The sequence below is a fragment of the Cupriavidus sp. 21MJTG02-4 genome (assembly GCF_057798975.1).
In genome coordinates this window covers 36,381-60,579 of sequence record NZ_JBYOJP010000008.1, presented here as the reverse complement: position 1 = coordinate 60,579, position 24,199 = coordinate 36,381, and the positions used below count along the sequence as shown (strand labels likewise).

General features: G+C 65.6%; 18 protein-coding genes. 9 read left to right on the top strand and 9 right to left on the bottom strand.

The features are described from left to right. Positions 1-38 precede the first annotated feature (38 nt). Positions 39-302, top strand: a complete 264-nt coding sequence (locus AC3FKH_RS17355; RefSeq protein ID WP_211947938.1) for a DUF1488 family protein — start codon at positions 39-41, stop codon at positions 300-302. A gap of 157 nt (positions 303-459) precedes the next feature. Here the strand turns inward: AC3FKH_RS17355 and AC3FKH_RS17350 are convergent, their stop codons facing one another. The 4 genes from AC3FKH_RS17350 to folD form a co-directional block, all read right to left on the bottom strand. Beyond that, positions 460-2,259 carry a SulP family inorganic anion transporter gene (locus AC3FKH_RS17350; protein WP_488677103.1) on the bottom strand — a complete coding sequence of 600 codons (1,800 nt, stop codon included), beginning with the start codon at positions 2,257-2,259 and terminating at the stop codon, positions 460-462. A 202-nt stretch (positions 2,260-2,461) separates the two neighbouring features. Beyond that, positions 2,462-3,289: an exodeoxyribonuclease III gene (gene xth, locus AC3FKH_RS17345; protein WP_488677102.1), complete on the bottom strand. Its 828-nt coding sequence runs from the start codon at positions 3,287-3,289 to the stop codon at positions 2,462-2,464. Then, entirely contained in the window at positions 3,286-5,361 is a 2,076-nt protein-coding gene (locus AC3FKH_RS17340; RefSeq protein WP_488677101.1) for a M3 family metallopeptidase, read from the bottom strand. The genes xth and AC3FKH_RS17340 overlap by 4 nt, the downstream gene beginning before the upstream one ends. 106 nt (positions 5,362-5,467) lie before the next feature. Next, the gene (gene folD, locus AC3FKH_RS17335; protein WP_488677100.1) at positions 5,468-6,319 is read right to left on the bottom strand and encodes a bifunctional methylenetetrahydrofolate dehydrogenase/methenyltetrahydrofolate cyclohydrolase FolD; all 852 of its coding nucleotides are present in this window, start codon (positions 6,317-6,319) and stop codon (positions 5,468-5,470) included. A gap of 179 nt (positions 6,320-6,498) precedes the next feature. On the opposite strand from folD, the gene AC3FKH_RS17330 reads away from it, so the two are divergent. Next, entirely contained in the window at positions 6,499-7,179 is a 681-nt protein-coding gene (locus AC3FKH_RS17330) for an energy-coupling factor ABC transporter permease (RefSeq protein WP_488677099.1), read from the top strand. An 82-nt stretch (positions 7,180-7,261) separates the two neighbouring features. On the opposite strand, the gene AC3FKH_RS17325 is transcribed toward AC3FKH_RS17330, so the two are convergent. Next, positions 7,262-7,894 carry a response regulator transcription factor gene (locus AC3FKH_RS17325; protein WP_483711151.1) on the bottom strand — a complete coding sequence of 211 codons (633 nt, stop codon included), beginning with the start codon at positions 7,892-7,894 and terminating at the stop codon, positions 7,262-7,264. Positions 7,895-8,035: 141 nt separating this feature from the next. Then, positions 8,036-10,627 carry a PAS domain S-box protein gene (locus tag AC3FKH_RS17320; protein WP_488677098.1) on the bottom strand — a complete coding sequence of 864 codons (2,592 nt, stop codon included), beginning with the start codon at positions 10,625-10,627 and terminating at the stop codon, positions 8,036-8,038. A gap of 422 nt (positions 10,628-11,049) precedes the next feature. Between AC3FKH_RS17320 and aceE the strand changes: the two genes are divergently transcribed. The 4 genes from aceE (at position 11,050) to lpdA (ending at position 18,062) form a co-directional block, all read left to right on the top strand. Beyond that, positions 11,050-13,737 carry a pyruvate dehydrogenase (acetyl-transferring), homodimeric type gene (aceE, locus tag AC3FKH_RS17315; RefSeq protein ID WP_488677097.1) on the top strand — a complete coding sequence of 896 codons (2,688 nt, stop codon included), beginning with the start codon at positions 11,050-11,052 and terminating at the stop codon, positions 13,735-13,737. A 165-nt stretch (positions 13,738-13,902) separates the two neighbouring features. Next, positions 13,903-15,564, top strand: coding sequence for a dihydrolipoyllysine-residue acetyltransferase (gene aceF, locus AC3FKH_RS17310; protein ID WP_488677096.1), 1,662 nt, complete (start codon positions 13,903-13,905; stop codon positions 15,562-15,564). Between the two features lie 63 nt (positions 15,565-15,627). Further along, positions 15,628-16,245: an MFS transporter gene (locus AC3FKH_RS17305; RefSeq protein ID WP_483711155.1), complete on the top strand. Its 618-nt coding sequence runs from the start codon at positions 15,628-15,630 to the stop codon at positions 16,243-16,245. Positions 16,246-16,280: 35 nt separating this feature from the next. Continuing rightward, positions 16,281-18,062, top strand: coding sequence for a dihydrolipoyl dehydrogenase (gene lpdA / locus AC3FKH_RS17300; protein WP_488677095.1), 1,782 nt, complete (start codon positions 16,281-16,283; stop codon positions 18,060-18,062). Positions 18,063-18,198: 136 nt separating this feature from the next. Here lpdA and AC3FKH_RS17295 read toward each other — a convergent pair whose 3' ends face one another. The 3 genes from AC3FKH_RS17295 to phaP1 form a co-directional block, all read right to left on the bottom strand. Further along, positions 18,199-19,119: an amino acid ABC transporter substrate-binding protein gene (locus AC3FKH_RS17295; protein WP_488677094.1), complete on the bottom strand. Its 921-nt coding sequence runs from the start codon at positions 19,117-19,119 to the stop codon at positions 18,199-18,201. Between the two features lie 32 nt (positions 19,120-19,151). Continuing rightward, the gene (locus tag AC3FKH_RS17290) at positions 19,152-20,474 is read right to left on the bottom strand and encodes a dicarboxylate/amino acid:cation symporter (protein WP_488677093.1); all 1,323 of its coding nucleotides are present in this window, start codon (positions 20,472-20,474) and stop codon (positions 19,152-19,154) included. Positions 20,475-20,928: 454 nt separating this feature from the next. Next, positions 20,929-21,501, bottom strand: a complete 573-nt coding sequence (gene phaP1 / locus AC3FKH_RS17285; RefSeq protein WP_483711159.1) for a TIGR01841 family phasin PhaP1 — start codon at positions 21,499-21,501, stop codon at positions 20,929-20,931. A 354-nt stretch (positions 21,502-21,855) separates the two neighbouring features. On the opposite strand from phaP1, the gene AC3FKH_RS17280 reads away from it, so the two are divergent. Genes AC3FKH_RS17280 through AC3FKH_RS17270 form a run of 3 tightly spaced genes read left to right on the top strand, consistent with a single transcriptional unit; the run spans position 21,856 to position 24,197 of the window. Then, complete coding sequence (locus AC3FKH_RS17280; protein ID WP_488677290.1) at positions 21,856-22,791, top strand: histone deacetylase family protein; 936 nt, start codon at positions 21,856-21,858, stop codon at positions 22,789-22,791. Between the two features lie 5 nt (positions 22,792-22,796). Beyond that, positions 22,797-23,696: a DMT family transporter gene (locus tag AC3FKH_RS17275; protein ID WP_488677289.1), complete on the top strand. Its 900-nt coding sequence runs from the start codon at positions 22,797-22,799 to the stop codon at positions 23,694-23,696. A gap of 42 nt (positions 23,697-23,738) precedes the next feature. Continuing rightward, positions 23,739-24,197: an acyl-CoA thioesterase gene (locus tag AC3FKH_RS17270; RefSeq protein WP_488677092.1), complete on the top strand. Its 459-nt coding sequence runs from the start codon at positions 23,739-23,741 to the stop codon at positions 24,195-24,197. The last annotated feature ends 2 nt before the right edge of the window (positions 24,198-24,199 follow it).

The following is a 24,199-nucleotide window of genomic DNA, read 5'->3' as shown; positions in this document are numbered from 1 at the left end:
TAGGATGTTTCTCCACTTGCATATGGAGGGCTGCACCGATGGAAATCAAGTTCCAAGAGCAAGAGCGCTACGACATCAATAACGAAGGCTTGTTGTTCCACGCGATCGTCAATGGCGAAAAGGTAACGTGCGTCGTGACACGCGAAGCACTGTGGGAAGGATTCAGCGCGGACCAGGTCCTGTCGCTGGAGGAAGCCTTCCGCGCTGGCCGCGACACGATCGAGCGTGCAGCGGTGGTCCTGATCGAGCAGGGCGTCCCGCAGCCGGTCGTTGTCAAGCGCGCGCACGTGGCGCCGGTCTGATCCGGATGGATGCCCCGGCCAGCCACAGGCAAGCCGCGGGCGCCCATCCCGCATCAGCCTCATTCCGGTAGCGCGATCCTCCGCCGCTGCCAATCCGCCTGACCCCAAGCCTTACCTTCCCGCCTCAATTCATCGACTTGTCATTTTGACGCTGCCGTCACAGCGCTTCCGCGTGCGTTGGCGCGCCGGGGCGCTGCGCGCATTCCTCGAAGATCCGCACCTGGCACTGCGCGCAGACGTCGGGGGAAAGTTCCGCGATGATGGTGTGCAGCGCCTGTCGCTTGGTCAGGAAGACGTGATCCGTTCCCAGCTTGGCGGTGAACCCCGTTTGTTCCCAGGTCTGCAGCACCTGCGTGCGTGGGCGGTGGAAGTACAGGTCGCCACCAGCGGCGCGCCGCTCCGCCAGTTCCGCTTCCCACATCTCTGCGCCAGCGAGATCGATGAAGTTCATGCTCTTGGTCATGGCCAGCAGATGCGTCTGGCTGGCGTTGACCGTGCGCAGCCAGTGCAGCCGATCGGTCACGTACTGCACCGCACCGAAATAGATGGCGCCTTCCATGCGCAGCAGCTTGAGCTGCGGGCATTCCGGCTGCGGCCGCTGCAGCTCGTCCAGCGGTGTGAAACGGCGGCCCGGGTCGTCGGCATTGGGCACCAGGCTGCGCACTGCCGGCCGTGACGTGCGATACAGGTAGGCGACCAGCGAAAGAATGGTGCCGAGCAGCACCGCCATCTCCAGGCGGATCACCAGCGTGGCGGCGAAGGTGCCTACCGCGATGGCGAACTCGGTGCGGCTCAGCGCGGCGATGCGGCGCAGGCGTGCAAAGTCGAACAGCCCCCACGCCACGAGCAGCAGCATGGCCGCGATCGCGGCCAGCGGAATCTGCGCCAGCAACGGCGCGCTGACTGCCACCAGTGCCACCAGCCACAAGGCGGAGAACACGCTCGCCAGCGGCGTCTTCGCACCGGCTTCGAAATTGGGCACCGAACGGTTGAGCGATCCGCACGAGATATAGCCGGAGAACAGGCCGCCCGCGATATTCGAGAGTCCCTGCCCGATGAACTCGCGGTTCGCGTCGATATGCTGGCCGGAACGCAGGGCCACCGCCTTGGCAATCGAGATGGACTGGCCCAGCGCGACGATCGTCAGCGCCGAGGCAATGCCAAGCAGGTCCGGCACGCTGCGCCAGGAAATGTCCGGCACATGGAAGCTTGGGATCGCCGACGGGATCGATCCCACCACATTGACATGGTGTCCACTGCCCCAGCCGGTCCGGTTCAGCAGCCAGGCCACGCCATAGCCGGCCATCAGGCCCAGCAGCATGAAGGGCAGCCGCTTGCCGAGCCGCTTGCATAGCAGCGTCGCGCCAAGCGTGACGGCGCCCACGGTGGCCGCGCCCCAGTTGATGGCGTCCACGTTGTCAAACAGGAAGCGCAGCACGCCAAATGCGCTGGTGCCGGTGGGCACGGCCAGGCCAAACAGGTCCTTGAGCGCATAGAGGCCGATCAGCGTGGCCGCGCCGCACGTGAAGCCGAGCAGCACGGACGGCGAGATGAAGTTGGCCAGCGTGCCCAGGCGCAACGTGCCGACCGCGAACTGCATCAGTCCGACCAGGATCGTGACCGACAGCGCCAGGCCGATATAAGCGGGGCTGCCGGCGAACGCCACGGGACTCAGCATGGCGAACAGTGCCAGCGAGTTGGCGTTGGTCGGACCGGACATCACGTGCCAGCTCGATCCGAACAGCGCGGCGATGATGCACGGCACTACCGCGGTATAGATGCCGTACTCGGGCGGCAGCCCCGCCAGCGTGGCAAAGGCCACGCCCTGCGGCAACACCAGCACGGCGCCGAGCAGTCCCGCGACCACGTCCGCGCGCAGGGTGGTGCGGGACACGCGTTGGGTCCAGGGCAGCAGGCGCTGCAGCCGCTGGAAGGGGCTGGTTGCGGAGGCAGTCATCGGTCGGGGCGGGTGTACTGGGTGGCGACGGCGCCGTGCCGAGCCGTGAGCACGCCGGCCGGTGCGGAGTTGCGGGTCGGCCGTGGCAACTTGAAAAGGGAATGATGGCGGGGGCGGGCCAAGGGCATGGCGGCAGTGTAGCCGCCCCCGCTACGCGCTGCGAGCCGGGCTTGCCCGGACTTGCGTGCGCGTGGTGCGCGCGTCAGCGGCAGTGGAGCGTGGCGACGACCGGCGTGTGGTCGGACGGCTGCTCCCAGGTGCGCGGGACGCGGTCGATCACGCAGCCGGAGCAATGGTCGACCAGGGCCGGTGACAGCAGGATATGGTCGATGCGCAGGCCGGCGTTGCGCCGGAACGCGAACATGCGGTAATCCCACCAGGAGAAGGTCTTCTCGGGCTGTTCGAACTTGCGGAAGGCGTCGGCCAGGCCCAGTTCGACCAGCGCGGCAAAAGCCGCGCGCTCCGGCGGCGAGACCAGGTTCTGGCCCTCCCACTTCGCGGGGTCGTGCACGTCGCGGTCTTCCGGGGCGATATTGAAGTCGCCGAGCAGCGCGAGCCGCGGATACTTGACCAGCTCCTCGCGCAGCCATGCCGTCATGGCGTCGAGCCACTTCAGCTTGTAGGCGAACTTGTCCGAGTCCGGCGCCTGCCCGTTCGGGAAATAGGCGCAGACCAACCGGACGTCGCCGTACGTGGCGGCCACGACGCGCTGCTGCGCATCTTCAAAACCCGGGATATTGCGCACCACATCGGTCGCGCCCGGCATGCTGGCATCGCGCGCGAGGATGGCAACGCCGTTGTAAGTCTTCTGGCCCGTGTAGACGCTGTGGAAGCCGGCATTCTCGAGTTCCGCGAGCGGATACTTGTCGTCCGGCAGCTTCAGTTCCTGCAGGCACAGCGCGTCGATCGGCGCGCCGGCCTGCTCCTGCTCGGCCAGCCATTGCAGTACCTGAGGCAGCCGGACCTTCAGCGAGTTGACGTTCCAGCTTGCGATACGCAGCGGGCCGGCGGTGGGCAGCGCCGCGCTCATGCTGCCATGCCTCCGTGGCGCAGCAGCGCATCGATCTGCGGCGCGCGGCCGCGGAACGCGACGAAGGAATCCATGGCGGGGCGGCTGCCGCCGACCGACAGGATCTCGCGCTGGTAGCGCGCGCCGGTTTCGCTGTCAAGCACGGTGCCCGAAAGCTGCGCGGCCTCTTCGAAGGCGGCGTACACGTCGGCCGACAGCACTTCGGCCCACTTGTAGCTGTAGTAGCCCGCCGCATAGCCGCCGGCGAAGATGTGGCTGAAGGTATTGGGCCAGCGCGACAGCGGGTACTGCGGCACCACGTGCACGCGGTCGTTAATCTCGCGCGACAGGTCCAGCACGGTCTTCGCGCCCAGCGGATCGAAGTCGGTGTGCAGGTGCATGTCGAACGACGAGAACACGATCTGTCGCAGCGTCATCATGCCGTTCTGGAAATTCTTCGCCGCCAGCATGCGGTCGAACAGCGCGCGCGGCAGCGGCTCGCCGGTGTCGACGTGCTGGGTCATGCCGGTCAGCACCTCGTATTCCCAGCAGAAGTTCTCCATGAACTGGGACGGCAGCTCCACCGCGTCCCATTCCACGCCATTGATGCCGGATACACCAAGCTCGCCCACCTGCGTCAGCATGTGGTGCAGGCCGTGACCGAACTCATGGAACAGCGTGATGACTTCGTCGTGCGTGAACTGTGCCGGCTTGTCGCCAACCGGTGCCGAGAAATTGCACGTGAGGTAGGCCACTGGCGTCTGCACCTTGCCGTTGGCCAGCACCTTGCGGCCGCGCGCATCGTCCATCCAGGCGCCGCCGCGCTTGCCTTCGCGCGCGTAGAGGTCGATGTAGAACTGGGCCAGCAGCGTGCCGTCGGCCGCGCTGACGCGGAAGAAGCGCACGTCCTTGTGCCAGGTCTGCGACGTATCGGGCTGGATCTTGACCGAGAACAGCCGCTCGACAGCGCCGAACAGGCCTTGCAGCACCTTGGGCTCGGGGAAGTATTGCTTCACCTCGTGTTCCGAGAACGCATAGCGCTGCTGGCGCAGTTTTTCCGAGGCGTAGGCCACGTCCCACGGCGCCAGTTCGGTCAGTCCCAGTTCGGCGGCGAAGGCCTTGAGTTCGGTCCAGTCCTGCTCGGCATACGGGCGCGCCTTGACCGCGAGTTCGTCCAGGAACTTGAGCACCTCGGCCGGCGATTCGGCCATCTTCGGCACCAGCGACACTTCGCCGTAGCACTGGTAGCCGAGCATTTGGGCTTCTTCGCGGCGCAGCGCAAGCTGTTCGCGCATATTGGCCGTGTTGTCCCAGTCGGCCTGGCCGCTGCCATATTGGGCGCCATGTTCCGAGGCACGCGTCACGTTGGCTTCGTACAGGGTCTGGCGCAGCGCGCGATCGTCCGCGTACTGCAGTACGGGGAAATAGGACGGGAAGTGCAGCGTGAATTTCCAGCCGGGCTTGCCATCCTTCTCCGCCGCGTGGCGGGCAGCTTCCTGCGCGTCTTCGGGCAGGCCAGCCAGTCGCGCCGGGTCTTCGATGAACAGTGCGTAAGCGTTGGTGGCGTCCAGCACGTGGTCGGAGAATGCCTTCGACAACTGCGCCTGCTGTTCCTGGATCTCGGCAAAGCGGGGCTTCTGGTCCTCGGGCAGTTCGGCGCCGCCCAGACGGAAGCCGCGCAGCTCGTTCTCGATGAGCTGATGGCGGGCGGCGCTCATGCCTCCAAACTCCGGGCTGGCCGCGAGCGCCTTGTATTTTTCATAGAGAGCCAGGCTCTGTCCGAGCGACGACCAGAACTCCGTCATGCGCGGCAGGTTTTCGGCGTGCGCCTTGCGCAGTTCCGGTGTATCCGCGACGGCGCTCAGATGACCGACCACGCCCCAGGCGCGGCCCAGCGGCTCGGTGACGGCTTCCAGGGCTTCCACGGCGTTCGCCCAATCGGACGGCGTGGACGGGTCTTCAGCGCGCGCCACGGCTTCCTGCGCACGCTCGAGCAGCACATCGAGCGCCGGGCTGATGTGCTCGGGGCGGATCTCGGAGAAGCGCGGCAGGTCGGTGAAGTCCAGCAGTGGATTGTTGATGGCTTGGTCCATGGCGGTTCTCGTTTGTCTGGCCTGAAGAGGCAATGGCTTGGAGATGGGGGCAGCCCCGCGGCATTTCCAGTGTTGTTGCGGCGCCTGCCGCAACAACAGGGCCAGCTTAGCCGGCGGCGCGCTCGGCGGCTTCCAGCGTGTTGATCAGCAGCATGGTGATGGTCATCGGGCCGACGCCGCCTGGTACCGGCGTGATATAGCCGGCCACTTCGCGCACGCCGGCGAAATCCACGTCGCCGCACAGCTTGCCGTTGTCGTCGCGGTTCATGCCCACGTCGATCACGACCGCGCCGGGCTTGACCATGTCGGCGGTGATCAGGTTGCGCCTGCCCACTGCGGCGACGATCACGTCGGCCTCACGCGTATGGGCGCCGATATCGAGCGTCTTGCTGTTGCAGATCGTGACCGTGGCGCCGGCCTGCAGCAGCAGCATGGCCATCGGCTTGCCGACGATGTTCGAGGCGCCGACGACCACCGCCCGCGCGCCGCGCAGCGGGTAGTTGATCGATTCCAGCATCTTCATGCAGCCATACGGCGTGCACGGGCGGAACAGCGGGGCGCCGGTCATCAGCGCGCCGGCATTGGCCACGTGGAAGCCGTCGACGTCCTTTTCCGGGGCGATCGCCTCGAGCACCTTGTGGCTGTCGATGTGCTTGGGCAGCGGCAGCTGGACCAGGATGCCGTGGATCTTCGGATCTTTGTTCAGTGCGTCGATACGCGACAGCAGGTCGGCTTCGGACAGGTCGGCCGGATAGCGGTCCAGCGACGAGTAAAAGCCGTTGTCCTCACAGGCCTTGACCTTGTTGCGCACATAGACCTGGCTGGCCGGGTCCTCGCCGACCAGGACCACGGCCAGGCCGGGCTGGTGGCCGCGTTCGGTCAGGCGGCCGGCGCGGACGGCGGCTTCGGAACGGATTTGTTTGGCAAGCGCGTTGCCGTCGATCAGTTGTGCAGACATGGGGAGAGGGCGGGTTTGTGGCCGGAGTGAAGGCGCCGTCGCGGGGCGGCGCCCGGCCGGCAGAGCTCAAAGGCGAATTATACGGGGTCGCGGAGAGCCCTTCCGCGCCCGCGATGGCCCCCCTGGATATTTGACGGCTGGCAAGCCGGGGCACGCGGCGGCGCTGGTAGCATCGATGCATGCATACCGCGCTCCCATCCCTGCTGTCCGATCCGCTGCTTATCTTCGTGGCCGTCGCCGGATTGGCGTGGGCGTTGAGCCGTCGTCCCTGGCACCTGTTGCGGCGCAGTTCCCTGCAGCATGCCTGGCTGGGCGCCATCGTGTTCGTGGCCCTGTTGTGGACGGTCCGCGCCACGCTGGTAGGCGGCCTGGTGGTCCAGCTCCTCGGCGCGACGCTGATGGTGACACTGTTCGGGCTGCCGCTGGCGCTGGTATCGCTGTTCGTGGTCGACGTCGTCTCGATGCTCGGCCTCGAATACCTGGCAGGTCACAGCTGGGCCTTGTTCGACTGGCCGTCCCTATGGATGCGCTATGTCTGGCTGGCGCTGTTGCCGGCGCTGATCTCGGCTGCGTTGCAGGGGCTCATGCGCCGCACGCTGCCGCGCCATCCGTTCGTGTTCATCCTCGGTCACGGCTATTTCTGCGCGGGCCTGGCGGCCATGGGCGCGGGCGCGGCGGAGACTGCCTGGCGCCACTGGATGGCCCCGGGGCTTCCTTTCAGTGCCGCCGATACGCTGGCGGCCATCGTTATCCTGGCGTTTGGCGAGGCGTTCCTGACCGGCATGCTGGTCGCCGTCTTTGTGGTCTACCGGCCACAATGGGTGGTGACGTTCCGGGATGAGGAATACCTGCGCGACTAAAACGGCGCGGGCGTGGCCGGGAGCGAGAGGGCGGGAACGGGTGCCTTGCCATGCCCCGGCAGGCGCCGGGGCTTCTTGCGGATCAGCTGTTGCGCGACAGCGCCAGGCGCAGCAGGTCGGCAACGGTATTGACGTTGAGCTTTTCCATGATGTTGGCGCGGTGCGCCTCCACTGTCTTGATGGAAATGCCCAGGTCGTCGGCGATCTGCTTGTTCAGGCGGCCGGCCACGATGCGCTCCAGCACCTGCTGCTCGCGCGTGGTCAGCTTGCCCAGCAGGTCCTTGGCGGCACGCTGTTCGCGCGCGGCCGAGTGGTCCGTGCGGGCCTTCTGCAGCATGCGCTCGACCAGCGCGCGCAGTTCCGATTCGTCGAACGGCTTTTCGATGAAGTCGATGGCGCCGCGCTTCATCGTCGACACCGCCATCGGCACGTCGCCGTGGCCGGTGATGAAGACGATGGGAATGTCGATGTTTTCGGCAATCATGCGTTCCTGCAGTTCCGGGCCGCTCATGCCGGGCATGCGCACGTCGAGGATCAGGCAGGAAACCTGGCTGGCGTCATAGGCCGCCAGGAACTGTTCGGCGCTGTTGTAGCTGCGCACCTGGTAACCATTGCCCTCCAGCAGCCAGGTCAGCGAGTCGCGCATCGCTTCATCGTCGTCGACGATAAAGACGGTCTCGCCGCGGTGAGGGGCAGGGTTTGGCGTTGCGGTCATGAAGTCTCCTGGGACAACCATTCATTTGCGGCAGCAGTGTAACCGTCCGCGGCGCTATGTAACAGATCCGGCACCCCACCGGCGAGGGGTGCCGGGCGTCCCGTGATCGGGTGCGCGTCGATATCGCGTCGCCTTGCGTCGTTACTGGTCGGCCATGGCCGGCTGCAGCGGCAGCATGATTTTAAACGTACAGCCGATGCCGTCGACATTGTTCTCGACCCACAGCCTGCCCTGGTGGGATTCGATGATCGAGCGGCAGATGTTCAGCCCCATGCCCATGCCATCGGACTTGGTGCTGAAGAACGGCTCGAACAGCCGTTCCTTGGTGGCTTCGTCGACGCCGGGGCCCTGGTCGATCACGTCGATATGCACGTTGTTGCCGAATTCGCCCGGCTCCACGCGCGCGTGCAGGCGCACGACGCCGCCGGCGCGGGGTGCCGGCATGCCGGACATGGCTTCCACGGCGTTCTTGAGCAGGTTCACCAGCACCTGTTCGATCAGCACCGGATCCACGTAGATCATCATGGGCGGGGCGGGCAGGCGCGTCAGGATGGTCACGCGCCGGCGCGTCGCCTCCAGGTCGGCCAGGCCCACGGCGTCGGCCACGATGTCGTGCAGCGAGGCTTCGCGCCGCTGCGGCTGGCTGCGCTTCACGAAGCCGCGGATACGGCTGATGATGGTGCCGGCCCGCACCGCCTGCGCCGAGGTCTTCTCCAGTACCGGGATCAGGTCCTCGGGCGTGCTGCGGCCCGAATGCAGCCGCGCCACCGCGCCCATGCAGTAGTTGTTGATAGCGGCCAGCGGCTGGTTGAGTTCATGCGCGAGCGAAGACGCCATCTCGCCCATGGTGGTCAGGCGGCTGGTGAACTGCAGGCGCTCTTCGTGCTGGCGCGTCATTTCCTCGGCCGCCTTGCGCATGGTGATGTCGGTGGCGATCTGCATCTGCGCCAGGTGGCCATCCACCCACTGGATATAGCGGCGACGCACCTCGAACCACTTCTGCATGTCGGGCACGAACACTTCGCGCGCGTCGGAGGCGTACGGCATCAGCTCCGAGGCGGGCAGGCCGGCGTACGCATCGACGTAGTCGGTGTTGTCGCTCGAGACCTGGTCCTTGTCGACGTCATCGCCAGCCAGCTTCAGGTGGCCATCGGCCTCCCAGCCGAACAGCTGGCGGTAGTAGCGGTTGGCGAACAGCAGTTCGGCCTTGTCGGTGGCGAGCACCGACACCGCGGCGTCCAGGCTTTCCAGCACGGTCGTGAAGCGGTCATGCGCGGCGGCCAGTTCCTCGCGGGCCCGCTTGGGCTCGGTGATGTCCGTCATCGAGCTCATCCAGCCCGTGTGGCGGCCGCGGCTGTCCACCAGCGGCGACACGTACATGCGCGAGAAGAAGCTGCTGCCATCGCGGCGCATCACGCGCATCTCGTAGCCGCCGGCGGGGGACTTGCCTTGCAGCGTCAGGTCGATCTGCTTCTGCATCTCCGGCTGGTCGTTAGGCGGCCAGTACGGGAAGGGCGGCAGGCGTCCGACCAGGTCGTTCTCCTGCCACCCGGTCATGCGGCAGAACGCCGGGTTGACGTAGGTGATGCGCCCGTTCAGGTCCAGCGCGCGCAGGCCGATGAGCATGGAGTTTTCCATGGCGCGGCGGAACGAGGTCTCGGCCAGCAGCGCGCGCTGCGCTTCGGAGCGGCGGCTGGTGTGCCGCCACATGCTCCACAGGCTCCATAACAGGAAGCAGGACAGCCCGACCACCAGCCACAGCAGCATGTTGTTGGGCAGGTTGGACGGCGGCGGGTAGGCGTCGGCGCGCAGCGACAGCGAGTGGCCGGGCGGGTCGAGCAGCACCTCGTACGACAGCGCATTGCCGGGCACCGGCCGCAGCGACGTGCTGGCGCGCGTCTGGTTGTTCTTGTCGATCAGCGAGAAGCGGTAGCGCTCGGTCAGTTCCGGCGGCAGCAGGTGCGTGAGGATGCCGTTGATGGAGTAGAGCGCGCCGATCGTGCCGAGGAACTCGTTGTCCCGCACGATCGGCACTTCCATCAGCATGAAGCTGTCGCCGCGGTCGTTGGTGAGCGGGCGCGAATAGACCACGCGCTGGGTCTCGCGCGCGGCGTCGAAGGTGTCGAGCACCTCGGGTTCGAGCGGCTGGTCCTGGTTCTCGCGCAGCCTGCCCGCGAACTCGGACGTCGACGGCAGGGACCAGCGCCCGCGGCGCGTGGCGTCGAGCCAGTTGATAAAGACGATCTCGGGGTTCTCGCGCAGGATTTCCTGCGCGGCGGTCCGGTATGCACCTTGTTCGAGCTGTGCCGCGGCAATGTCGCGCGCCAGCGAGGCGAGCTGGTCCTGGTTGCTCAGCAGGGACAGCCGCACGCGTTGCTGCGCCCAGGCGGCGTCGCGGTACAGGGCGTCGCGCTGCTGCTGGCGCTCGGTCTCGTGCAGTGACCAGAGGATGACGCCCATCGCCGCGCTGAACAGCACGATAGCCACCAGCGGGATGAACATGAACCAGCTCGTGGCGACCAGGTTGCGCCAGCGCAGCCACCACAGGCCGCGCGGCGGGGCGGCCACGATGCCGCCGTCATCGACCTGTGCCATCGTGTCGATGGCGCCCAGCGTGCTGGCCGGCGGCGCGGCGTGCGCGCCGTCGCCTCCGGCTGCCCTGCCCGTATCGGAGGCGGTGGGGGGGAGGATGGCTGCGCGCAGGCTGGACAGGAAACGATCGAAAAACGGCATGACAGGGATTGACGGCTGACCGGCCAGTGTAGCGGGATTATTGCGGTGCGTCGCTTGGGGAAAGCGCCAATGAAATCACCGACAAGGCTGGCGACGCGGCCGCGCTTGACCCGTGCGGGTGATCGCAGGCCGTGTGAGGTTTGATGCGCCGCGTCAATATTTCACATTATAAAAAACGATATCGCAATTTGAAAATTTCCCTTGTGCTGGCCATTCTGCTTCCATAGAATCGGTCCGACCAAAAAGCGGGCGGTAACCATGCGCCTGCCGCGCGAGAGAGTCCGGAACAGGGCTCCCGGCGGCGGCTCCGATGCAAGGCGCTGCGGCGACGCATCCGCAAGTCATACCCCGATACCCCGTCACCCCGGGGCCCGAAATGCCAAAAGCGAGGGCTCCGGAGCAGGAATTCACAGGAGACAGTCATGTCCGCCGTACCCGAGCAGATTCTCGGCGCATCCAGCGCCAACGACGCCGATCCCCAGGAAACCCATGAATGGCTGGACGCCCTGCAGGGCGTTCTGGGTGCCGAAGGCCCGGAGCGCGCCGCGTTCCTGATCGACAAGCAGATCGAGTACGCACGCGTGAATGGCGTTACCCAGCCGTTCCACGCCGAAACCCAGTACATCAACACGATTCCGGTCGAGCAGCAGGCCCGCATCCCGGGCGACCAGGACATCGAGCACCGCATCCGCTCGTACACGCGCTGGAACGCCATGGCGATGGTGCTGCGCGCCAACAAGCACACCAACGTCGGCGGCCACATCTCGTCGTTCGCCTCGGCCGCGACGCTGTATGACGTCGGCTACAACCACTTCTGGCGTGCCCCGTCGGAGCAGAGCGGCGGCGACCTGGTCTTCGTGCAGGGCCACTCGGCACCGGGCGTCTACTCGCGCGCGTTCCTGCTGGGCCGCCTGACGCCTGAGCAGCTCGACAACTTCCGCCAGGAAGTGGATGGCAAGGGCATCTCGTCCTACCCGCACCCGTGGCTGATGCCGGATTTCTGGCAGTTCCCGACGGTATCGATGGGCCTGGGCCCGATCATGGCCATCTACCAGGCCCGCTTCATGAAGTACCTGGACAGCCGCGGCCTGGCCAAGGCCGGCGACCGCAAGGTCTGGGCCTTTCTGGGCGACGGCGAGACCGACGAGCCGGAATCGCTGGGCGCGATCGGCATGGCCGGCCGCGAGAAGCTGGACAACCTGGTCTTTGTCATCAACTGCAACCTGCAGCGCCTGGACGGCCCGGTGCGCGGCAACGGCAAGATCATCCAGGAACTGGAATCGGAATTCCGCGGTGCCGGCTGGAACGTGATCAAGGTGGTGTGGGGCAGCAAGTGGGATTCCCTGCTGGCGCGCGACACCAAGGGCCTGCTGATGAAGCGCATGATGGATTGCGTGGACGGCGAGTACCAGACCATGAAGTCCAAGGGCGGCGCCTACGTTCGCGAGCACTTCTTCAACACGCCTGAACTGAAGGCGATGGTCGCCGACTGGTCCGACGACGACATCTGGCGCCTGAACCGCGGCGGCCACGATCCGCACAAGATCTACGCTGCCTACAAGGCCGCCAGCGAGCACAAGGGCCAGCCCACGCTGATCCTGGCCAAGACCATCAAGGGCTATGGCATGGGCGATGCCGGCCAGGCCATGAACGTGGCCCACCAGCAGAAGAAGATGCCGGTGGACGCGATCCGCACGTTCCGCGACCAGTTCAACATCCCGGTGCCCGACGACAAGCTCGCCGAAGTGCCGTACCTGACCTTCGAGGAAGGTTCGAAGGAACTGGAATACATGCGCCAGGCGCGCATGAACCTGGGTGGCTACCTGCCGGCACGCCGCCAGAAGGCCGAAGCCCTGCAGGTGCCGCAGCTGTCCGCGTTCGACGCGCTGCTCAAGGCCACCGGCGAAGGCCGCGAAGTATCCACCACCATGGCCTTCGTGCGGATCCTGAACACGCTGCTGAAAGATAAGCAGATCGGCAAGCACGTGGTGCCCATCGTCCCGGACGAATCGCGCACGTTCGGCATGGAAGGCCTGTTCCGCCAGATCGGCATCTGGAACCAGCAAGGCCAGAAGTACGTGCCGGAAGACCACGACCAGCTGATGTTCTACAAGGAATCGCAGACTGGCCAGGTGCTGCAGGAAGGCATCAACGAAGCCGGCGCCATGTGCGACTGGATCGCGGCCGCCACGTCGTACTCGACGCACGGCGTGCAGATGATCCCGTTCTACATCTACTACTCGATGTTCGGCATCCAGCGTATCGGCGACCTGTGCTGGGCGGCTGCAGACATGCGTTCGCGCGGCTTCCTGCTGGGCGGCACCGCTGGCCGCACCACGCTGAACGGCGAAGGCCTGCAGCACGAGGACGGCCACTCGCACGTGTTCCACGCGGTGATCCCGAACTGCATCTCGTATGACCCGACCTTCCAGTATGAACTGGCGGTCATCATGCACGACGGCCTGCGCCGCATGTATGCCGAGCAGGAAGACGTCTACTACTACCTGACGGTGATGAACGAGAACTACGAGCATCCGGAAATGCCGGCTGGCGTAGAGCAGGACATCGTCAAGGGCATGTACCAGTTCCGCAAGGGCGTCGAGAACAGCAACGCGCCGCGCGTGCAGCTGCTGGGCTCGGGCACGATCTTCCGCGAGGTGATCGCCGCCGCCGACCTGCTGAAGAAGGACTGGGGCGTCGAATCGGACCTGTGGAGCTGCCCGAGCTTCACCGAGCTGGCCCGCGAAGGCGCCGCCGCCGAGCGCTACAACCTGCTGCACCCGGCCGAGCCCCAGCGCGAGTCGTTCGTTGCGCAGAAGCTCAAGTCGGCCCGCGGCCCGGTCATTGCCTCGACCGACTACGTGCGCGCGTTTGCCGAACAGATCCGTCCGTTCGTGCCGCGCCGCTATGTGGTGCTGGGCACCGACGGCTTCGGCCGCTCGGACACCCGCGAAAAGCTGCGCCACTTCTTCGAGGTGGATCGCCACTGGGTCACGCTGGCCGCGCTGAAGGCGCTGGCCGACGAGGGCGCCATCAGCCGCGACAAGGTGGCTGAAGCGATCAAGAAGTACAACCTCGACCCCAACAAGCCGAATCCGATGTCGGTCTGACCGGCTTCCTGCACTAACCCCCGCAGTACGGTAACGCCGTGCCGCGGGCGCCCCGTAGATTTTCGTAGGCGCCTTGCGGCACAGCGGCGTGACAGATGCGGGCGGCGAGGGTAATCTCGCCGCTTGCGGATGCGCGCGCGTGCCGGCCTGCCCAGGAGACACTGAATGAGTCAAGCGATTGAAATCAAGGTGCCGGACATCGGCGACTATGACGCCGTTCCCGTCATTGAAGTGCACGTGAAACCCGGCGACAGCATCAACGCGGAAGACGCGCTGGTCACGCTGGAATCGGACAAGGCCACCATGGACGTGCCCTCGCCGCAAGCCGGCGTGGTCAAGGAAGTCCGCATCAAGGTCGGCGACAACGTGTCCGAAGGCTCCGTGCTGGTAATGCTGGAAGCCGCCGGTGCCGCCGCGCCGGCCCCGGCTCCCGCCGCCGCTGCACCGGCTCCCGCGCCGGCCCCGGCCGCGACGCCTGCTCCGGCCCCGGCTGCTGCCCCGGCAGCTGCGGCCGCGCCCGCCGCGGGCGGCACCATCGAAGTCAAGGTGCCCGATATCGGCGACTACGACGCGGTCCCCGTGATCGAAGTCCATGTCAAGCCGGGCGACACCATCAACGCCGAAGACGCCGTTGTCACGCTGGAATCGGACAAGGCCACCATGGACGTGCCGTCCCCGCAAGGCGGCGTGGTCAAGGAAGTCAAGGTCAAGGTCGGCGACAACGTGGCCCAGGGCACGCTGCTGATCCTGCTGGAAGGCGCCGCTGGCGCAGCCGCTCCGGCACCGGCCGCCGCGGCACCCGCGCCGGCTCCCGCCGCAGCGCCTGCCCAGGCTCCGGCCCCGGCGCCTGTTGCCGCGGCCCCGGCCCCGGCAGCGCCTGCTGCTGCCCCGGTCGGCGTGACCGGCAAGGCCGCGCACGCGTCGCCGTCGGTGCGCAAGTTCGCGCGCGAACTGGGTGTGGATGTTTCCCGCGTGCCGGGCACCGGCCCGAAGAACCGCATCACCCAGGAAGACGTGCAACGCTACGTCAAGGGCGTGATGACCGGCCAGGCTGCTGCGCCCGCGCAGGCCGCGGCTGGCGGCGGTGGCGGGGAGCTCGGCCTGCTGCCGTGGCCGAAGGTCGATTTCACGCGTTTTGGCGAGATCGAAAGCAAGGCCCTGTCGCGCATCAAGAAGATCTCGGGTGCCAACCTGCACCGCAACTGGGTCATGATCCCGCATGTCACCAACCATGACGAAGCGGACATCACCGACCTGGAAGCCTTCCGCGTCCAGCTGAACAAGGAAAACGAGAAGTCGGGCGTCAAGGTGACGATGCTGGCGTTCATGATCAAGGCCACCGTGGCGGCGCTGAAGAAGTTCCCGAACTTCAACGCCTCGCTCGACGGCGACAATCTGGTGCTGAAGAAGTATTTCAACATCGGTTTCGCGGCCGATACGCCGAACGGCCTGGTCGTGCCGGTGATCAAGGACGCCGACAAGAAGGGCGTGCTCGAGATCAGCCAGGAAATGAGCGAACTGGCCAAGCTGGCGCGCGACGGCAAGCTTAAGCCCGACCAGATGCAGGGCGGCTGCTTCTCGATCTCGTCGCTGGGCGGTATTGGCGGCACGTACTTCACGCCGATCATCAATGCGCCGGAAGTGGCCATCATGGGCGTGTGCAAGTCGTACATGAAGCCGGTCTGGGACGGCAAGCAGTTCGCGCCGCGCCTGACGTTGCCGCTGTCGCTGTCGTGGGATCACCGCGTCATCGACGGCGCCGAGGCGGCCCGCTTCAACACGTACTTCGGCCAACTGCTGGCGGACTTCCGCCGCATCCTTCTCTAAAGCGGCCGCGGCCATGTCCGTGACGGGCATGGCCCTGGCGCTTGCAGCCGAGCGAGGCGAGCCATGACTACCTGTGTCGTCGTCAGGAAGGGTGCCGATGTGGCGATCGCGGCCGATGCGCTGGTCACGTTCGGTGACACGCGCCTGTCGCGCGCCTACGAGCGCAACCAGAAGGTGTTTCCGATCGCCGACAGCTTTGTCGCGCTGGCCGGCACCACGGCGCATTTCCCGGTCATGCGCGCCTTGCTGGCGGGAATGGGCGAGGAATGCCGGCTCGGCTCGCGCGATGACGTGTTCCGGACCTTCCTGAAGGTGCATGAGAAGCTGAAGTCGGAGTACTTCATCAACACCAAGGAAGACGAGGATGATCCGTACGAATCGTCGCAGATCGTCTGCCTGATCGCGAATCCGGCCGGGATTTTCGGCGTCTATTCGTATCGCGAGGTCTTTTCCTTCGACCGCTTCTGGGGCATTGGCTCAGGCCGCAACTACGCGCTCGGGGCCATGCATGCGGTCTACGACAAGCCTGAACTGGATGCAGCAGCCATCGCGCGCATCGGCGTCGATGCCGGCATCGAGTTCGACAAGAGTTCCGCAGGCCCGATTGAAGTCCATACCGTAAGGCTGCACGAGGCCGGCGCCCCCGGCGCAGCGGCAACCAACAACGACGGCGCGCCCTGAGGCCAACCAGGCCCGGCGCGCAAAGAGGAGCAAACATGAGTGTGATCGAAGTCAAGGTGCCGGATATCGGCGATTTCGACGCGGTGGAAGTGATCGAGGTCCTGGTCAAGCCGGGCGATACGGTCGAGCAGGAACAGTCGCTGATCGTGCTGGAGTCGGACAAGGCCAGCATGGAAGTGCCGTCGTCGGCGGCCGGCAAGGTGGTCGACGTGCGCGTGAAAGTGGGCGACAAGATCGGCCAGGGCGCGGTGATCTGCACGGTGGAAGCGCAAGCCGCTGCCGCCGCTGCGCCGGCGCCGGCGCCTGCGCCCGCCGCTGCGGCCCCCGCGCCATCGGCCGCTCCGGCTCCGGCTCCAGTGGCCGCCAGCCACGCGGGCAGCGCCGACATCCAGTGCGACGTGCTGGTGCTGGGCGCCGGTCCCGGCGGTTACTCGGCAGCGTTCCGTTCGGCTGACCTGGGCATGAATACCGTGCTGGTGGAACGCTACGCCACGCTCGGCGGCGTCTGCCTGAACGTCGGCTGCATCCCGTCCAAGGCATTGCTGCACAACGCCGCGGTGATCGACGAAGCCAAGGCGCTGGCCGCGCACGGCATCCTGTTCGGCGAAGCCAAGATCGACCTGGACGGCCTGCGCCACTACAAGAACCAGGTGGTCGGCAAGCTCACCGGCGGCCTGGCCGGCATGGCCAAGGCGCGCAAGGTGCAGGTGGTGCGTGGCATCGGCACCTTCCTCGATCCGCACCATCTGGAAGTGGACGCCACCGAAGGCGACGGCAAGCAGGCCACGGGCAAGAAGACCGTGATCCGCTTCGAGAAGGCGATCATCGCCGCCGGCAGCCAGGCGGTGAAGCTGCCGTTCATCCCGGAAGATCCGCGCATCGTCGATTCGACCGGCGCGCTGGAACTGCCTGAGGTGCCGAACAAGATGCTGGTCATCGGCGGCGGCATCATTGGCCTGGAGATGGCGACGGTGTACAGCACGCTGGGCGCGGACATCGACGTCGTCGAAATGCTGCCGGGCCTGATGAACGGCGCCGACCGCGACCTGGTCAAGGTCTGGGAGAAGAAGAACAAGGACCGTTTCGGCAAGGTGATGCTGAACACCAAGACCGTCGCGGTGGAAGCCAAGCCGGACGGCATCTACGTGAAGTTCGAAGGCGATCAGGCCCCGACCGAGCCGCAGCGCTACGACCTGGTGCTGGTGTCGGTGGGCCGTTCGCCCAACGGCAAGCGCATCGGCGCCGAGAAGGCAGGCGTGGCCGTGACCGACCGCGGCTTTATCAACGTCGACGCGCAGATGCGCACCAATGTGCCGAACATCTTCGCGATCGGCGACGTGGTCGGCCAGCCGATGCTCGCGCACAAGGCCGTGCACGAGGCCCACGTGGCCGCGGAAGCTGCGCACGGCGAGAAGGCTTACTTTGATGCCAAGCAGATCCCGTCGGTCGCCTTCACCGATCCGGAAGTGGCCTGGGCCGGCCTGACCGAGGACCAGTGCAAGGAGCAGGGCATCAAGTACAGCAAGGGCGTGTTCCCGTGGGCTGCTTCGGGCCGTGCCATTGCGAATGGCCGCGACGAGGGCTTTACCAAGCTGATCTTCGATGAGGAAACCCATCGCATCATCGGCGGCGGCATCGTCGGCACGCATGCCGGCGACCTGATCAGCGAAGTCTGCCTGGCCATCGAGATGGGCGCGGACGCAGTGGATATCGGCAAGACGATCCACCCGCACCCGACCCTGGGCGAGTCGATCGGCATGGCCGCGGAAATCTACGAAGGCACCTGCACCGACGTGCCGCCGCCGCGCAAGCGCTGATTGCGGCAAGCTGCAAGCATCGAAACCCGTCCGCGCGGCGGGTTTCTTTTTACCCGATTGCGCAATTAACCGACAGGAATTTGGAGCCACCACCGATTTGGCCCGGCAGGGGACGGCCGGGCTAGCCAGTTGACGTCTATTCCGGCTGCTGAGGCGTGGACTGGATGATGTCTTCGAGCTGGGCGCTCATCGGGATGCCCAGGCGTTCGCCAGTGGGCAGGCGGTTGACGAACCACTGCTTGTACAGGCGCTCAAGCTCGCCTGAGGTCATCAGGTCGCGAACCGCCTTGTCGACGACTGCGGCAAATTGCGGATCGTTCTTGCGCAGCATAATGCCGTAGGGGTCGTAGGACAGGAAATCGCGCGTCACGTCATATTTCTTGCCGAGCCCGTATTTGGCGAGGAAGCCGTACAGCAGTACGTCGTCGCCCGCATAGGCGTCCGCGCCGCCATGGCGCAGCACTTCAAAGGCATCGGCATGGTCACGGGCGCGGATCAGGGTCACGCCAAGATTGAAGCGTGTGGACAGCCGCTCGATGGCATCTGCATTGGTCGTGCCGGCTGTTGCCACGACGGTCTTGCCTTTGAGGTCCTGGAAGGTCCGTATTGGCGAGCCGTGCGGCACCAGCAGCTTGGTGCCTGCGACGAAAATCACCGGTGAGAACGACACGCGCTGCTGGCGCTCGGCATTGCGCGTGGTGGAGCCGCATTCGAGGTCGATCTTGCCGGACGTCATCGCTTCGATGCGGTTTTCGGAAGTCACCGGCACCCAGTTGATGGTCAGGTCGCGGCCGACGTCGGCACCGGCGGCCTGAACGATGGCCGAGCAGATATCGATCGAATAGCCGATCGGCCGGCGAATCTGGTTCAGGTACGAGAAGGGCAGCGAAGATTCCCGGTAGCCGATGGTCAGCGTGCCGGTTTCCTTGGCCTTTTTCAGTGTGCCGGAAAGGGCGATCGGCTCCTGCGCCAGCGCCAGGCCGGCGGACAGCGCCAGGCATAGCCCCGCGATCCGCCACCACACATAGCGGCCACACCGGGCAACAGTGCAAGACATGGGTCGCTCCTCTGCGGTCTGCGCGCCAGCGCTCAGGCACGCGCGGTCTCGGGCTTGGCCAGCGCCTCGCGTTCGTCGTCCACCCCGCCCATGCCGCCCTGGTCGCCGGTATCGAGCGTCGATTCGCTGGTGAGCTGGCCTTCCCACTTGGCCACCACGGCGGAGGCGATCGAATTGCCGACGGCGTTGGTGGCCGAACGGCCCATGTCGAGGAACTGATCTACTCCCATGATCAGCAGCAGGCCGGCTTCCGGGATATTGAACTGGTTCAGCGTGGCCGCGATGACCACCAGCGAGGCGCGCGGCACGCCGGCCATCCCCTTGGAGGTAAGCATCAGCAGCAACAGCATGGTGATCTGCGTACCCATCGGCAAGTGGATGTCATAGGCCTGGGCGATGAACAGCACGGCGAAGGTGCAGTACATCATCGACCCGTCCAGGTTGAAGGAGTAGCCCAGCGGCAGCACGAAACTGGAGATTTTGCGGTTGACGCCGAACTTGTCTAGCGCGTCGAGCATTTTCGGATACGCGGCTTCGGAGCTTGCGGTCGAGAACGACAGCAGGAACGGCTCGCGGATCAGCTTGATCAGGTTGAAGATCCGCCGCCCCAGGAACACGAAGCCTGCCAGCGTCAGCAAGCCCCAGAGCACGAACAGGGCCAGGTAGAAGCTGCCCATGAACTTGGCGAAGGTCAGCAGGATGCCAAGGCCCTGGGTCGTCACCGTCGATGCGATCGCGGCGAACACTGCAACCGGCGCCAGCCACATCACCGCACCGGTGATCTTCAGCATGACCTGGGCGAGATCCTCGATCACGCCGGCCATGCGCTTGCCGTGTTCGCCAAGCGTGGCCAGGGCCGTGCCGAAAAAGATCGAGAACACCACGATCTGCAGGATCTCGTTGTTGGCCATGGCCTCGGCTACCGACTTGGGCACCAGATGGGCGACGAAATCCTTCAGCGTGAAGGCATTGGTCTTGAGATTGGTCGCGGAGCCGACGTCGGGCAGCGGCAGGCCGATATTGACGCCCGGCTGCAGCATGGTGGCCATGATCAGGCCCAGCGTCAGTGACACCAGCGATGCGGTGATGAACCACCCCATCGCCTTGATGCCTACGCGGCCGACGGTGCTGGCATCGCCCATGTGGGCAATGCCCATGACGAGCGTCGAGAACACCAGCGGCGCGATGATCATCTTGATCAGCCGCAGGAAGACGTCGGTGATGATCGAGATGTAGCCCGCGATCTCTTTTGCCAGCTTGGGATCGGGAAACGCGACATGACAGCCGTAGCCGACCACGCCGCCGAGGATCATCGCGATGACGATGTAGGTCGTGATGTGGCGCTGCGTCTTCATGGCATCTCCTAGATGCTGTTGCGTCGCGCAAGCGCTGCGCCACGCATGCCGGCATGGCCCGGTATTGCGCCGCGCCATGTGAATCCGAAGGGCGGGGCCCTGGCATGCCAGAATGCCGCGGGCTGCACCTTGCTAACGATAGTCGCCCGCTCCGGCATTGGGCAAGGACAACGCTGCGGACGCGCTTTGGAAGGCATCGGCGCGGCCGGAAATCCGAGTGAAAGAGGGCAGCGCGGGTGCAGAAGGCGAAAAAAAACCCGACCTTCTGGGTCGGGCTTGAACGATACCTTTGGACAAGGAGACCGTGGTACCGAGGAGACACTGGCACGCGAGCGGCAAGCCTGTTGCGGGCTGTCGCCATCATCGTTGGCAAAACGCGCCGTCCGGCGGTGCGCTTTGCCAACGGACCGGCACGGGGCCGGTCGCTGGCACTACCTGTCAGCCGTGCTGGCTATCAGGCGGTCTTCTTGACAGCGGCGCTGCGGGCCGTGGCGCTGGCCTGCTGGGCAGCCTTGCTGGCAGCCGAAGCGGCAGCCTGGAAGTTGCTTTCCGCGATCTCGACAGCCTGCTTGGTGGCCTTCTGGACCGACTCGTAGGCGTTGTTGGCAGCCGAGATGGCCGACTTCACGATGGCCACGGTCGATTCCGAACCGGCCGGTGCGTTCTTGGCGAGGTTGTCGACCAGAGCCTGCACCTTCTTCGAGCCTTCAGCCAGTTGGGCTTCGGCGACCTTGGTGAATTCGCTTTGGGTTTCCGAAGCGATTTCGTACAGGTGACGGGTGTAGGCCAGGGTCTTTTCAGCGACCGGCTGAACCAGCGAAGCCTGGATGGCCAGCAGTTCCTGGGCATCCTTGGCGGACAGCGCCTTCTTGGCGTTGTCGACGTTTTCGGCGAAGGTGGTCTTGACGACCTGCAGGTTCAGCTCGACGAGCTTCTCGACGCCTTCGAAAGCCTTGGTGGTCAGGCCAAACAGGGTTTCCAGGTTAGCCTTTTGCGCTGCTGCGACTTGTTCCGGGGTGAGGATCATTGCTGGTCTCCAGTGGTGAACTTCAAGGTCAAGCAAAATTAAACCGCCTGGATGTCAGGACCGTGACGGATGTCGTTCCGCGTCGTCCAGCCCAGGCGTTGGGATCAAGGTCGGGGCGCTCGCTCAGTCGCTTTGGTGCGCCGCAACAATTGCAATTCTAGGGAAAGCCGGGCCGGTGTCAAGCAGTTTTTGTGCATCGCACAAAATGCAACGGATATCGGCTCGGAATGTGCTGGCAGCGCCATGCATGGTGCGCGGTACCGCGGGTTTTCCAGCAGTGCTACCATCGCAGCCTGCCGACGCTTGACTATGCAAGCGTCGCGCCCACATCAAGAACGCCCCTTTCGCCACGCCATGCTTGCCTTTTACGCCGATCACTTCGTGCTGCCGCTGCCGCCGGGCCATCGTTTCCCAATGCGCAAATACAGCATGCTGCGTGAAGCCGTGACCGGCATCCCCGGGCTGGAGTTTCGCGAGGCGCCGCGGGCCGGGGACGACGCGCTGCTGCTCGCCCACACGGCGGCGTACGTAGCCGACGCATCGGCTGGCACGCTCGACGCGGCGCGCCAGCGCGAAATCGGGTTTCCCTGGTCGGCAGCGATGGTCGAGCGCTCGCGCCGCTCGGCCGGCGCGACCATCGAAGCCTGCCGCACGGCATTGGACGAAGGCCTTGCCGCGAATCTCGCGGGAGGCACCCACCACGCGTATGCCGACAAGGGCGGCGGCTTTTGCGTCTTCAATGATGCCGCCATTGCCGCGCGGGTATTGCAGCGCGACGGCCGGGTCCGGCACGTGGCGGTGATCGATCTCGATGTTCACCAGGGCAATGGCACGGCTTCCATCCTGCAGTCGGACCCGACCATCTTTACCCTGTCGCTGCATGGTGAGAAGAACTATCCCTTTCGCAAGGAAGCCAGCGATCTCGATGTCGGGCTGCCGGACGGCTGCGGCGACGACGCCTACGCCGAAGCGCTTCAGGCCGCACTGGACCAGCTGTTCGAACGCTTTGCGCCGGACCTGCTGATCTACCTGGCAGGGGCCGACCCGCATGAGGGCGATCGCCTCGGGCGGCTGAAGCTTTCCATGGACGGCCTGGCCCGGCGCGACGCCCTGGTGTTCGAGACCGCGATCTCGCGCCGGCTTCCGGTCGCGGTGGCCATGGCCGGCGGCTACGGCAATCGAATCGAAGACACGGTCGCGGTGCATGCGCAGACCATCGGCCTTGCTGCCCGCTATCACGCGCGCTATGCCGGCGACGGTGTCACGCCGGCGCGAACGGTGTCGGCATGAGCACGATGGCTGAAGCCGGCGCAAGCGCGCGGCGAACCCTCTGGTCTGCCAGCATGCCGTGGCTGTTCGTGCTGATCTGGAGCACGGGGTTTATCGTGGCCAGGTATGGCATGCCGCATGCCGAGCCGATGACCTTCCTGTTCCTGCGGTTCATCGGCGTCCTGGTGCTGATGGTGCCATTCGTGTGGCTGGCGCGCGTGCCGTTGCCGCAACGCGAAGGGCGTACCGACTGGCGCATGGTCAGCCATATCGCGGTAGCCGGGCTGTTTCTGCAGGCCGGTTATCTTGGCGGCGTCTGGGCTGCCGTCAAGCTGGGCATGCCAGCCGGCATGTCGGCACTGATCGTCGGCATGCAACCGATCCTGACCGCACTGATTTCCGCGCGCCTGGGTGAACGCATCAGCATGCGCCAGTGGCTTGGTCTGCTGCTTGGCATCGTGGGGGTCGGGCTGGTGGTGGCGAACAAGCTGGGCACAAGCGGCCTTTCCACGGCAAGCGTGCTGCTCGCGGTCGGGGCATTGCTCAGCATCACCTTCGGCACGCTGTACCAGAAGCGCTTCTGCGCCGTGTTCGACCTGCGCATCGGCTCCGTCATCCAGTTCGCGGCATCCGCGCTCGCTTGCGTGCCCTTTATGTTCATGTTCGAGACTCGCCACGTCGACTGGACCGCCGAGATGGTCGGCGCGCTCGCGTGGTCGGTGGTCGCGCTCTCGATCGGAGCCATTTCGCTGCTGTTCCTGCTGATCCGGCAGGGTGCCGCGACGCGAGTCTCCAGCCTCATGTACCTGACGCCGCCGACCACGGCCGTGATGGCATGGCTGCTGTTCGGCGAGCGCTTTCCGCCCCTGGCGGCATCCGGGATGGCCCTGGCCGCGGCGGGCGTCGCACTGGTCATCCGCCGCTAGTCGTTTCGCGTTCTTCTTTCATTCCTGTTCCGCAACGTCCACATGAAACCGCAAGCCGAGCACCGCAGTGCCTATCCGCACGCCCAGGCCATCACCACGCGTTGGATGGATAACGATGTCTATGGCCACGTGAACAACGTTGTCTACTACAGTTATTTTGATACCGTCGTGAATGCGTACCTGATCCGGGAAGGCGTGCTCGACTTTGAATCGGGCAGCACGATCGGGCTGGTGATCGAGACGCAGTGCAACTACTTCTCGTCGCTAAGCTTCCCGGACACGGTCACGGCTGGCTTGCGGGTGGCGCGGCTGGGAACCAGCAGCGTGCGCTATGAGGTGGGGCTGTTCAGCGGCGACAACGAGATTGCGGCGGCGCAAGGGCATTTTGTCCACGTCTATGTCGATCGCGTCACGCGTCGCCCGGTGCCCCTGCCCGAGCCGCTGCGCCGCGCGCTGCAGCCGCTGACGGTGTCTGGCGCACAAGCGCCGGGCGTGGCGTGATG